This window comes from Dyadobacter sandarakinus, assembly GCF_016894445.1.
Taxonomy (GTDB): domain Bacteria; phylum Bacteroidota; class Bacteroidia; order Cytophagales; family Spirosomataceae; genus Dyadobacter; species Dyadobacter sandarakinus.
In genome coordinates, this window is sequence record NZ_CP056775.1 from 3,598,171 (window position 1) to 3,610,660 (window position 12,490).

A 12,490-nucleotide genomic window follows, 5' to 3' on the forward strand; every position below is an offset into this window, starting at 1 on the left:
AAATCACTGATGCACAAGCCACTAGCCTGAAACCACCCTGGTTACACCGCAATAATCTCCGGAAAGGCTAAAAAACTGCAGCAGGCTCCTCGGTTTCTGGTTAACTTTGAGTCTTAGTTATTGCCTGAAGTTATTGTATGACACCTCCGGTTGCTTTAAACCCCGACTTACGTACACTGGCCCGCCACCTTGAAGGCGACCTTTTTACCGACAATACCATGCGGACGCTCTATGCGACAGATGCGTCTGCCTACCGGGAAATGCCACTTGCAGTGGCTATCCCGCATACGATCAAGGATATTAAGCTGCTGATCTCCTTTGCTGCCCAGAATCACATATCGCTGATACCTCGTACCGCAGGCACATCCCTGGCCGGACAGGTAGTGGGTAACGGTATAGTAGTAGACGTTTCAAAGTATTTCAATAAAATCATTGAAATCAATGCCGAAGAACGATGGGTGCGCGTACAACCCGGCGTTGTACGGGATGAGCTCAATATGGCTCTGAAACCCTACGGATTGTACTTCGGACCTGAAACGAGCACAGCCAACCGCGCCATGATCGGCGGGATGGTAGGAAATAATTCATGTGGGTCCAACTCTATTGTATATGGGAGTACGCGCGAGCACCTGCTCGAAGTAAAGGCAATCCTGACGGATGGCTCCGAGGCTGAATTCAAAATGCTGCCTATGGGAGAACTTGACAGAATGGTACAAGCTGCACGGCAGAAAAACGGCAGTGCCAGCCTGCTTGAAAAGATCTACCTGCATACCCACGACATACTGGCCCTGCCCGCCAACCAGGAAGAGATCCGCAGGAACTTTCCGAAACCGTCCATTGAGCGACGGAATACGGGCTATGCGCTTGATATGCTCCTGAATACGAGGCAGTATGATCCGGAAGCGGAGGCTCCGTTCAATATGTGCAGCCTCATCGCCGGGTCGGAAGGTACCCTGTGTTTTTTGACGGAAATTAAGCTTAACCTTGTCCCGCTCCCGCCCAAAACCCCCGGGCTGGTATGCGTACATTGTGACACCATTGACGAGGCCCTGCGTGCTACCATCCTCACGCTCAAATACAAACCCCAAGCCGTGGAGCTGATCGACAGCTATGTGCTCGAATGTGCTACCATGAATGTGGAGCAAAAGAAGAATGCGTTTTTTGTAAAAAATAAACCCGATGGCTCTTTCCCGGCCATTCTGGTGGTAGACCTTTCCCGCGAAACAAAGGAAGAAGTAGAAGCGGCAGCAGCAGACATGGTTGCTGAACTCTCGCAGGCCGGTATGGGCTTTCACTATCCGCTGCTGTTTGGGGATGACACAAAAAAAATATGGACCCTGCGCAAGGCCGGTCTGGGACTGCTGGGCAACATTCCGGGCGATGACAAGGCAGTGGCAGTCATTGAGGATACGGCTGTGGATGTATACGACCAGCCCGATTATATCCGCGACTTCAACCTGATTCTGCAAAATCATGGCATGTCGGCTGTGCATTATGCGCATGCAGGCTCCGGAGAGATCCATTTGCGGCCGATTATCAACCTGAAAACGACCGAAGGACACCGGCAATTCCGTATGATCGCGGAAGAAATTGCTGAGCTGGTGAAAAAATATGACGGTTCACTTTCCGGTGAACATGGCGACGGCCGCCTCAGAGGCGAGTTTATCCCGAAAATGGTGGGAGAACATAATTATCGCCTCTTCAAGGAAATCAAGAAAACCTGGGATCCAAACAACATCTTTAATCCCGGCAAAATCGTGGATACGGCGCCGATGGACACCTTCCTGCGCTACGAAGCCGACCAGAAAACACCAGAGTTCAAGACAAATTTCCGGTTTTACGACCAGGATATTCTGCAACATGCCGAGCAATGCAATGGGTCGGGCGACTGCCGGAAAACCCAGCTGAGCGGCGGCACCATGTGTCCGAGCTTCATGGTCACGCGAAATGAAAAGGATACCACCCGCGCCCGCGCCAATATCCTGCGTGAAATGCTTACGCGGTCACCCAAGGAAAACCGGTTTGACAACCACGAGATCAAAGAGGTATACGACCTGTGCCTGGCCTGCAAAGGGTGCAAAGGCGAATGTCCGTCCAATGTGGACGTTGCCAAATTGAAAATGGAGTTTTTGCAGCAGTATCACGATGCCAACGGACTGCCGCTCCGCTCATGGCTGGTTGGGAATTTTTCAAAAATGACGGGTCTTGCCAGCTACGTACCCTGGGGTTATAATTTGATTTACAAAAATGCGCCCCTGCGCAAGCTGGCCAACCGCATGGTAGGCTTTCACCCCGAGCGCACCATGCCGGTACTCCATGATACGACATTGAAATCCTGGTTCAGAAAAAGAAAGGACAAGCTTAAATCGGATCGCAAAGTGTACCTTTTCTGCGATGAATTTACCAACTATAATGATGTTCAGATTGGTAAAACTACCGTGGCTGTTCTTGAAAAACTTGGCTATGAAGTGATCATTCCGGAGCATGCGCCCTCAGGCCGGCCGCAGCTTTCCAAAGGATTGCTGAGGGATGCCAAGAAAATCGCCGAAAAGAATGTCCGCCTGCTGAGGGATATCATATCACACGAGACCCCCCTCATCGGCATTGAGCCTTCGGCCATTCTCACCTTCCGCGACGAGTACCCCGACCTGGTGAGCGACGAGCTGCTGGAAGATGCCAAAAAGCTTGCTCAGAATGCATTGCAATTTGACGAGTTTATTGCCCGCGAAATCGAGCTGAAAAACATTTCAAAACAACTTTTCACCAAAGAAAAAAAGCTGATCAAACTACACGGACATTGCCAGCAAAAGGCAATTTCCAGTCTGGTACCTACCAAGAAAATGCTTTCGCTTCCTGAAAACTACACAGTACAGCTGATCCCTTCGGGCTGCTGCGGGATGGCGGGGTCGTTTGGGTATGAAAAGGAACATTACGATATATCCATGCAGATCGGTGAGCTGGTACTATTTCCGACAGTGCGCCAGCAGCCCGAAGAAGTAATTATCGCTGCTCCGGGTACCAGCTGCCGTCACCAGATCCACGACGGCACTGGGCGGAAGGCACTGCACCCGGCAGAGATCTTGTTTGAGGCGTTGCTTTGAGGCTGAAATTGTTTTAATATAAGCCTTTTTCGCCCTGGGTGACAAAGGAGGTGAAGCAACTTACGTTGCCCGAACTTCTGCAACCACGCCGCCACCCGGGCCACTCAGGTGACAAATGGGAAAGCCAGACAGTCATTAACGATTGCCTGGCTTTTTCACTTTTGCAAAATCAAAAATTACGTTTTCAACCCCTGCACACGCTGGAAAAAGAAAACAACTCCTTAAAAGAAGTAAAAACATCGCTGCTCCGGGGATTGTGGCCAAGCTGCTGCTGGGCCATGACGTACCCGCTGTAAATGTCCCAAAGGTCATTGACCCAGGTAGCAGGATTGCCCTGGCTGAGCAATTCCGCAACTTCCCGGCCATAAGCCAGGTACCGAGAGTCAGTGACTCGCCGGAAATTGGTAGTGTTTGCATACTGTTACAATTTCTAGGATAAAAAGAGCCCTGTTGAAGGTGTCCTAGCAGATGTAACACCGCTCGGGAGCTTTCGCCGACCCCCACCATAACAGGGCATTTCTTGCAAGATTCTTCATAATGTTACAATTGATTAGGAGCCCGAAGATTTTGAGAAAAACGGGGAAATGCAAATGAGGTTGGCAGTTCGCCCTTCGGCGGCCCGGTGCGCTCAGGTGACAGAGGTGGGCGAACGACCAACCATCTCACAAACAAGCCAGGTTAAAGGTTACTTCCCCAACCTTACCCATTTGCCACAAATGGCGCCTTCCTCCAATACTGATCTCCATCCAGCAACCCAATCATAAACTCCGCAATATCCCCTGCCGTCACCTTCGTGCCCGGACAGTCTATCAGGCTTATTTGCAGGTTGTGTTTTGCGGGAATGAATTCAATAAAAGGTACCCGGACAAGCACCCATTTTACGTCACTTTCTTCCAAAATGGCATACGATTTCTGCCGGTCAGCGTGGATGTCGGGGAATGTTTCGCGCATCCAGCTGGTGGCTTGCTGCGTTTCGGGACCTTTCCGGTCGGAAGGTGTATCTACATTGAGGCCGGCCAGTGCAATATACCGAATGTCATTACCAGCTGGCTGCGACCGGATTGCATGCAGAATGTTAATAGTCGCCTGTGATGCGACGAGGGGCTCATCTTTCCGCTGACCGACGACACTTATCACGGCATCGCAGCCCGCTACGACAGCATTCACCGCCTGCGGATCGAGCACGTCGCCTTGTATAGTGGTAATTGCAGGATTTTGAATTGAAAACTGCTCAGGATGCCGGAGCAGCAATTGAAGTAGGTAACCCTGGCGAAGCAGGGCTTCCACCAGAAACCGGCCTGTGCGGCCGCCTCCGCCTATGATGGCAATGTTTTGAATGTTTTTCATTTTCTCGCTGATAAATTTTGAAAATACGCGCTAAGCTGACCTCAACTAAGGTCAACAATGTGCGTGCTATCACGCAGTTGAGATATTTTATCAGGAGATTTTGATAAAGCAAAGATAATACGTTACCAAATGCATCATTCGGCGTCTTAATAAAAATTACGTCAAAACATGGATCAGCAAAGTTTTCAAAAGGAATTTATTGCAGACATTAAAGGGAAAATCCGGGCAGCGCAGTACGAAGCGCTGAAAGTAGTCAATGTCAAACTAATCAACCTTTATTGGGAAATTGGTAAGTCGCTAAGCGAGAAACAAGCAGAAGGCTGGGGCAAATCAATCGTGCCAATGCTGTCAAAAGAATTGCAGCTGGAATTTCCGGGAATTGGTGGTTTTTCTACGACCAATCTCTGGTATATGGTTCAGTTTTATAATGATTATCAAGAAGATATAAATCTCCAACCACTGGTTGGAGAAATTAGCTGGGCTAAACATTTGATCGTTCTAGCCAAATGTAAGGGTAATCAGGAACGTCAGTTTTACATTTTGTCGACTAAGAAAAATGGCTGGTCTAAGAATGTATTAATTAATCAGATTGAGAACAAAGCGTTTGAAGGTTACCTTCTCAATCAAACAAATTTTCAAAACTCTTTGTCTGCGACCCACTCAAGCCAGGCGCTGCTGGCGGTGAAAGACAATTACACGTTTGATTTTCTGAATCTCGGCGCTGAACATTCCGAAGCAGAACTTGAACTGAGGCTAACTACCAACATCCGCAACTTCCTGCTTGAAATGGGAAGTAGCTACACTTTTGTGGGTAGCCAATACAGGATTCAGGTTGCTGACCGTGATTACTGGATCGATTTACTCCTGTATCATCGCAAGCTGCAGTGCCTTGTAGCTATTGAATTAAAAATCGGTGACTATGAGCCTGAATACAAAGGCAAAATGGAATTCTACCTAGCGGTACTCAACGACACCGTCAGGCTCGCACACGAAAATGAGTCAATCGGGATTATTATTTGTAAAAGCAAAAACAGGACGATTGTCGAATACTCGCTAAAAAATTCAACACTCCCGATCGGCGTGGCCACTTACAGCACATCAAATGTACTGCCTTCTCAATACCATAATTTGCTGCCGAGCGAACAGGAAATTACCGAAAAGCTAAAATTGCTTTTCAAAGATTAATTTAATTCCGCCCAATATTAATATTCATCGTAGTCCCGATCCGGAACACCGTGTGCTTGTATTTGAAACCGTCAAAACTATTTGCCACCTCTACCCGGAACGGAAATCGGATACCGACATCGAGGCCGTAGCCAAGCTCTGCATAGTTGTTTGAATAGGGCGTAGCAAGGTAATGCGCGAAGAAGTTTTCCTTGATGCCCATGATACGGAACCAGGTGATCTGCGTTAGGAGAAACTTCCGCAACTCACTAAGCACATGCGCTTCAAAAAACCTTTCGGATGTGCTGTAAACGTAATAATCAAGCATCCGGAAGGTACCCACAGGATCGCCCATCTGAAAGAAAAACCGGTTGCCGGCAAAATGCTGAAAGTCCGGGAGCTGCACGTTGGCATCATTCAGGAATGCTCCCGCCGCCAGTTTGTAGCGCAGCCTGCTCCTGATCCCGGTATCAAAGCCGTGCTCAATGCCGATCGAAAGAAAATCAAAATCAACCGTACTGTCGAAAATGCCGTCGATACCTTTACGGTAGGTCAGTGAAAACTTAGGGGATTCATCGTCATAGTACGTTGTCTTCCCATTTTTCACCTTGTACTTCTGCCACGGCTTGTACGACGCTGACAAGCCCAGTGTCAATGCCTTGTGCCGGCGCATTTCTATAAAATCCGTTGTAATCACATCGCGGTATTCGGCTATATCCGGCGCATTGTCGCTGTAATTTCTCCGCTTCCATTCAATCCAGCGATAGGGTTTGAGGTGTCCTGTGTTCCGTAACGGAGACCGGTCTGCGTATTCAATATTGGCTTTAAATTCAAAATGATCGTGTTCGCGGTCTGTTTTAAAATCCAGACGAACATAATCCTTCTGGTAAATTTTCATGAAGTTCTGTTCCAGGAACAGCGTCGTAAAAGTATTCAGGAGCGGATGTATGGCATCAGGGTTAAACTGTGCAACGTTCTGGCCGCCCGACACACTGAACAGGCTCCTCTTCCAGCTGTAATCAGCCCCTCCGTAAACCAACAGCTTGTTCCTGGCAAACGAGTACCTGGTCAATGCATTGAAAGTCAGCTCCCTTCTGCCTGCGTTTTTCACTTTTGATGAATCCGGACGGCCGCTGTATCTCAGTTTCAGCCCGCCTCCATTCAGTACCAAGCCCTCCACGGTATTCACCTGCAAACCAAAAATGGGACTTACATACTGCAGTCGCCAGGGACTCTTCTCACCAAGCCGGAAATTGTGGCCGGTAATCAGGGCTCCCAGGAAGTTTCCGTTTTTATTACTGCTTTTTGTTGAATCGGAAGGTGACTTTTTCCCACCCTCATTGTCGGGCTTTTTGTTCTCCTGCACCACTACAATACTGTCGAGGCGCGTGTAGCTTTTGGTTTCAGCCGTAGTCAGCGGTACGGTGCGGATAGAGTCCCAGAAAGCCATACTCCGGGTATTTGCAAGCGAATCGACCGAAGTGGAATCATTCCGCGTGAAGTTCTGGTCGATATCCTCACCTTTATCCTTTTTGGCCTGTACATCCTGCTTTTCATACTCTTTCATGAGCTTGCGCAGATTTTTGGCCGAAAATTCCTTTTGCTTGCTGACTACCTCTTCCATCTTCTGCGACTTGATCTCGCGGTTGCTCAGCTTCACCTTTTTGGCCTCGTCCTTCTCTTTTTTACCATCCACTACCACAATGTCCGGCCTGAAAGTAGGGTTGATTTTTACATTGGAAAACGATTGCGAAATCACATAGTCACCTTTTCCCTTCAACCCGTAAATGCCGCCCGCAACATGGAATTGCTGGTTCGCCGGCAGCCAGACATCCTGAACCGGGCTATATACCTGTTTGATATCAAGCGTAAAACCCGTGTTCACGGTTTGCAGGTCGAGACTGTAAATGCTCCATTCGTCCTCGATGATGTGGATTGTACCCCTGTAAACCCCCTCTCCCCAGGATCTCGGGGTGACCTTAATCTTGTTGACTTCTATGCCTTTTTCCCTGAAAGAACCCTGATACTCAAACTTATAGTAAGCAAATGCCCGCGGTGACAAAGGTGAAACCGCCTTGACAACCTCGGGCTGGTAAAAGCTTGTGAGCAGGTATGCATTCGGACTGGCAAAATTTTTATCCTGACTGTTCCGCGCCGCAATCACGCGCTGCTTGTAAGTATTGGGCTGCCTGAAAGTCACCTCCGAAACACTCTCATTCAGGATCGGCACACCCTTTTTGAAGTTACTTTCCTTTTCGATCTCCTTAAGTTCTTTTTTATATAAAAACTCCATCGGAAGATCTGTGATAACCACGGACGATTTGGTATAAACCTTTGCGATATAGCTGTCGACCTGTAACAAGTGGTAGCGGCTTTTGGCGATGGCACGGCGCATGATTGTATAGGCAGGGTCTTCTCCCTTGTTTCCGATCCGTACCTCACCCAGGCTGAGCGCCTGCTCTTCCATCGTGAGGTCAAAAGTTTCCATTTTGTTTTCAATGGTAAAACCTCTTTCCCCTGTCTTGTAGCCCAGGTACTGGAAAATCACCTCGTAATATCCGGGTTTAAGATCGAGCTGGTAGCGGCCCTCCTCGTTGGATATGGTGCTTATGCTTGTACCCTTTACCACAATAGCAGCAAAAGGCAGCGGCTCGCCTTTTTTAGTTTTGATAATGCCTTTAACGCCCCCACCGGATTGTGCAAGCGTCTGCATAGCGGACAAAAAAACCAAAACAAGCATCAGGTAACAGTGGCGCATAGGCGTGCATCTTTTTGAAAACAGGTGAGTATTACTACCCGGATGACTTACCGGGACGCAAGGTTGCATATCCCTGTAAGTAACCGATTGAAAAATTTACTCACAAATCTGCAAATTCCCAGGCACTGTGGTACGCATCGATACCTTCGGCATAGGTGATAAAATCACTGTAAAAAGGAAACCTGCCCAGCGTAGCACTATCCCCGATGACCACCAGCTTCTTCCGCGCGCGGGTCATGGCAACATTCATGCGGCGTATGTCCGACAAAAACCCGATTTCACCTTCACTGTTACTTCTGACCATGCTGATGTACACCACATCACGCTCCTGCCCCTGAAAGCTGTCGATGGTATTCACGGAAATGTGGTCACCTTTGGCCGTCAGTTCCGGGAAGTTCGCCAGCCCCGACCTGAGCAAATTAACCTGTTCCTTGTAAGGCGAAATCACCGCCACCGACGGAAACTCCCCGTCTTTGTTTTTCAATGCATGATCCGCATCCCGCACCTGGCCCGAGAGATGTCTGAGCAGGAAAGCTGCCTCGTCGGGATTCACGGAGCTGGTACCTTGCAGCTGCTCATCGTAGCCGCAGCCGGCAGTATCAATAAAGGCAAGCGGTGCATCGCCGGGGAACAAAGTCCGGGTAGCCACCGATGCATGTGCTTTGAGCCTGTTTCCATAAAATTCCCTGGACGAAAATCCCATAATCGCCTCATTCATCCGGTATTGCTCTTCGAGCAAGGTCACTGCCTCTGTGTGCAGTATCGCGCACTTTTCAAGCAGGGTGGTACTCAGCCCGGCACGTGCCGCTTCGGGCGACTTGATGGTGGGCGGCAGCTGAAAATGGTCTCCGGCAAGTATTACTTTTTCAGCTTTCAGGATCGGAATCCAGCAGGCCGGTTCAAGCGCCTGCCCGGCCTCATCGATCACGACGGTATTGTAACGGAGGTTTCGTACGGTATAATGATTGGCACCGACAAGCGTAGCGGTGATCACCTGCGAGCGGGACACAACATCATCAATAATATGCTGCTCCATCTGGCCCACATCCTTCATAATCCTGTGCGCCTCATCAAACAATGCCTTGCGCTGGTCGCGCTCCGACTTCCCGAAATTACGCTTGTACTTATGGGCCATGTTCTTGAATTCGGATGCCTGCTTTTTCAGCTTTTTGATATCCTTGTTCATCTGATGGTCTGCCATGCGGCTGTCGAGCGTAAGCGACATCAGCCGCTCTGACACCCGCACCGGGTTGCCTACCCGCAGTACATTCAAGCCGGCGTCGGTGAGTTTTTCACTCAGCAGGTCTACGGCCGTATTGCTGGGCGCCACCACCAGGATCTGTTTTCTGTCACGTTCCCACAACTTTTTAATCGCTTGCACCAGCGTGGTCGTTTTGCCGGTTCCGGGCGGGCCGTGCACAATCGCCAGGTCCCGGGCAGCCAGTATCTTATCCACTGCCGACCATTGAGAACTATTGAGTGCGGGAATATTTGTGTTGTTGTTTTGCAGATCAAATGCAGGAGCATCCTGGCCGGTGAGGATGCGGATGAGCCTTCCTTCTTTTTCTTTTTCCAGAAGTTCACCTGCCGCCTTCACGGCATTTTGCATCTCATCATAACTATTGTCGTCAAAGAGCAGGTCAATACCCAGTTTGCCCTGACGCGACCACTCGGGCAGCTCGTCTGTACGGAGTGTGATTTTAAGCCTGTTGCCGCTCAAATGGGAGATAACACCTTCCACACGATCTGTCTTGGGATCGTGATTGGAAAAAAGGGCTGCCGGAACACCAAAGCGCAGCTGATGCGGAACATCCTGGTGGGTGGTACGCTCCACTTCCACGGTCAGGTAGTCACCCCGGCTCATTTCCTGGCCACGGATCGCAATTGGGTACCAGGTAAGTCCGCCCGCACGGCGGTCGCTCACTGAGGAAGTTTCGGTCAGGCGCAGGTACGATTGCCTGTCCTCCTCCCGCTCTACTTTGAGCAGGTCTGAAAGATTCTTGAAATAGGTCATTTAGAATATAAATCTCAATGCATTACCCCTGCACCGGCATCTTCCGATACAGATACAAGATTGGTGATATTTCGCTTGCCGAGCGTAAGAATGATGAGGGCGAGTAAAGCGGACACGGCCATACCTGTAACCATAGGAATCGCGCTGGGCACTTCGAAAAGGCTGATTACAATTGAAATCAGCGTACCCATTCCCATTTGGAATGCACCCATCAAAGCCGATGCGCTGCCGGCATTGCGGGTGAAAGGGGCCAGTGACAATGCGGATGCATTGGGGAATGTATAGCCAATGCAGCAAAGGAAAAGGAACAGGAACACAATTAGCACAGGCAATGTGAGCATCCCGCTTAATGCGGTAGCCAGGAACGAAAACCCGATCAGTACCTGGCAAATCAGCGCCACATGCACGATCTGCTCGCTCCTGAACCGGCGCAGCAGCCAGGTGTTCAGCTGGCTCGACCCGATAAAGCCGACCGAAAGGAATGCAAAGATCCACCCGTAAACTTTCTCGTCGGTATGGAAAACCTCCATGAACACCAGAGGCGAACCGGATACGTAAGCAAATAAACCTGCAAATGCTACTGCACCGGCCAGTGAATAGGTATAAAATTGCGGCTCGCGCACAACACTCAGAAAGTTCTTTAATATGGGAGCAGGCCGCAGAGACATGGTGAGATCGGGTTTATAGGTATCGGGCAGCCAGAGTACCGTAGCCAGCAGGATCGCCACGCCCATTCCCGTGAGAATGATAAATACCGCATGCCAGCCAAATGCCGAAGTAACATACCCGCCTACCGTAGGTGCAATCATGGGCGATGCTCCCACCACCAGCAGCAAGAGCGAAAAAACTTTCGGACTTTCACTCACCGGGAAAAGGTCCCGTACCATCGCCACCGAGGCAACCGAAGCCGCACAACTACCGACCGCCTGTATGACCCGCATCAGGATCAGCGTCTCAATGCTGTTACTTACTGCGCAGCCTGCCGAAGCCAGTATATACACCGTCAGACCAATAAACAAGGGTTTTTTCCGGCCGAAACGATCCAGCAGCGGACCATAAAGCAACTGGCCCAGCGAGACGCCGATGAAAAAGCCGGACAAGGATAGGGACACTTTGGCCGACGTGGTGTGCAGATCTTTGGCAATAGCCGGAAAACCCGGCAGGTACATATCAATGGAAAATGGGGCAAGGGCTGTGAGGCTGCCCAGGATCAGGATTAAAAATACGTAAGTTTTCCGGGACATGAATGTGGTGTTAGGGATTTTTGCGCAGTCCAGATAACAGCATTGCAGCCGGCACGGTTCGGACCGGAGCTGGTTACGGGCAAAGAAAAAGGGCTCCGGTATAAACCGGAGCCCTTTTTGTAGATTTTCTGGCAACTGAAAAATGACGACATCATGCTGCTATCCAATCCAGTTTCTTATAAACTTCCCTTTCGCATTCGTCAACTGCATAGGGTACTTTGTTTTTCAAATAAATAACACATCCACGTCCCCTCTTGATCGGTGCGATCTTCATTACGTCGTCGCGGTGAATGATAATATTGATAAGCTTTTGTCCAAGTAGTTGAAATGTACCTGATTGTACTGTCTCTTTCATAAAAGAATTAATGCATTATGCGACTGCACTCAGCGCGTTGCCCGACTTCATGTAGAGCAGGAAATAATCTTTGGAAATTGCGAAGTAACCCAGGTCGCCGCGGTTAGCTGATTGCAGCAGATCCGCTACTTCCTGTTGTGCTTCCAATTCGTTTGATGCGCCTGTAACGGTAAGTACTGCGCCTGGTTTCAGAGTGTAAATGTCGTTGTGTCCAAGTGATGCGATCATGATTATTTCCGGTTAGAGTTAGTCAGCGTTTTTGAATCGTTTGATGTCTGCTCATAAATAAGCGTGCCAAAAATTTGGAAGACGGTTAATTCAGGCTAGAAATACCCCCGCCACACGGCAGAAGCACATTCTACGCCAAATTGCAAATAGCTGATATTGAGTTAAATTACCACTTTATAGAAAAATTTTTGACCATTTAAGCATACCCGTATTTTTTTCAAAAAAATATCAGCTCCCTGCCCGGATTGTGATTCCACAGCCATTCAGCCCGACACTCCG

The 12,490-nt window shown here is 49.3% G+C and carries 8 protein-coding genes; 2 read left to right on the plus strand and 6 right to left on the minus strand.

Translation table 11 applies throughout. The features are described 5' to 3' along the window. The first annotated feature begins 137 nt into the window (after nucleotides 1-137). Nucleotides 138-3,101, plus strand: a complete 2,964-nt coding sequence (locus HWI92_RS14515) for an FAD-binding and (Fe-S)-binding domain-containing protein (RefSeq protein ID WP_204656391.1) — start codon at nucleotides 138-140, stop codon at nucleotides 3,099-3,101. A gap of 699 nt (nucleotides 3,102-3,800) precedes the next feature. On the opposite strand, the gene HWI92_RS14520 is transcribed toward HWI92_RS14515, so the two are convergent. After that, nucleotides 3,801-4,448 carry an NAD(P)-dependent oxidoreductase gene (locus tag HWI92_RS14520; protein ID WP_204656393.1) on the minus strand — a complete coding sequence of 216 codons (648 nt, stop codon included), beginning with the start codon at nucleotides 4,446-4,448 and terminating at the stop codon, nucleotides 3,801-3,803. 168 nt (nucleotides 4,449-4,616) lie between these two features. Between HWI92_RS14520 and HWI92_RS14525 the strand changes: the two genes are divergently transcribed. After that, the gene (locus HWI92_RS14525; RefSeq protein ID WP_204656401.1) at nucleotides 4,617-5,633 is read left to right on the plus strand and encodes a PDDEXK nuclease domain-containing protein; all 1,017 of its coding nucleotides are present in this window, start codon (nucleotides 4,617-4,619) and stop codon (nucleotides 5,631-5,633) included. A 1-nt stretch (nucleotide 5,634) separates the two neighbouring features. On the opposite strand, the gene HWI92_RS14530 is transcribed toward HWI92_RS14525, so the two are convergent. The 5 genes from HWI92_RS14530 to HWI92_RS14550 form a co-directional block, all read right to left on the minus strand. Then, on the minus strand, nucleotides 5,635-8,370 hold the full coding sequence (locus HWI92_RS14530; protein ID WP_204656403.1) for a DUF5686 and carboxypeptidase regulatory-like domain-containing protein: 2,736 nt from the start codon (nucleotides 8,368-8,370) through the stop codon (nucleotides 5,635-5,637). Between the two features lie 100 nt (nucleotides 8,371-8,470). Then, nucleotides 8,471-10,384: an AAA domain-containing protein gene (locus tag HWI92_RS14535; protein WP_204656405.1), complete on the minus strand. Its 1,914-nt coding sequence runs from the start codon at nucleotides 10,382-10,384 to the stop codon at nucleotides 8,471-8,473. A gap of 14 nt (nucleotides 10,385-10,398) precedes the next feature. Then, a complete protein-coding gene (locus HWI92_RS14540; RefSeq protein WP_204656407.1) occupies nucleotides 10,399-11,628 on the minus strand; it encodes a multidrug effflux MFS transporter in 1,230 nt (409 codons plus the stop codon). Nucleotides 11,629-11,779: 151 nt separating this feature from the next. Further along, nucleotides 11,780-11,983 carry a hypothetical protein gene (locus tag HWI92_RS14545; protein WP_204656409.1) on the minus strand — a complete coding sequence of 68 codons (204 nt, stop codon included), beginning with the start codon at nucleotides 11,981-11,983 and terminating at the stop codon, nucleotides 11,780-11,782. 15 nt (nucleotides 11,984-11,998) lie between these two features. Beyond that, the gene (locus tag HWI92_RS14550; protein ID WP_204656411.1) at nucleotides 11,999-12,211 is read right to left on the minus strand and encodes a hypothetical protein; all 213 of its coding nucleotides are present in this window, start codon (nucleotides 12,209-12,211) and stop codon (nucleotides 11,999-12,001) included. Between the last annotated feature and the right edge of the window lie 279 nt (nucleotides 12,212-12,490).

What these genes read in the sequence shown, in the direction of transcription:
- HWI92_RS14515 (WP_204656391.1), top strand. Translation starts at nt 138, where the DNA reads ATGACACCTCCGGTTGCTTTAAACCCCGACTTACGTACACTGGCCCGC.
- HWI92_RS14520 (WP_204656393.1), bottom strand. Translation starts at nt 4,448, where the DNA reads ATGAAAAACATTCAAAACATTGCCATCATAGGCGGAGGCGGCCGCACA.
- HWI92_RS14525 (WP_204656401.1), top strand. Translation starts at nt 4,617, where the DNA reads ATGGATCAGCAAAGTTTTCAAAAGGAATTTATTGCAGACATTAAAGGG.
- HWI92_RS14530 (WP_204656403.1), bottom strand. Translation starts at nt 8,370, where the DNA reads ATGCGCCACTGTTACCTGATGCTTGTTTTGGTTTTTTTGTCCGCTATG.
- HWI92_RS14535 (WP_204656405.1), bottom strand. Translation starts at nt 10,384, where the DNA reads ATGACCTATTTCAAGAATCTTTCAGACCTGCTCAAAGTAGAGCGGGAG.
- HWI92_RS14540 (WP_204656407.1), bottom strand. Translation starts at nt 11,628, where the DNA reads ATGTCCCGGAAAACTTACGTATTTTTAATCCTGATCCTGGGCAGCCTC.
- HWI92_RS14545 (WP_204656409.1), bottom strand. Translation starts at nt 11,983, where the DNA reads ATGAAAGAGACAGTACAATCAGGTACATTTCAACTACTTGGACAAAAG.
- HWI92_RS14550 (WP_204656411.1), bottom strand. Translation starts at nt 12,211, where the DNA reads ATGATCGCATCACTTGGACACAACGACATTTACACTCTGAAACCAGGC.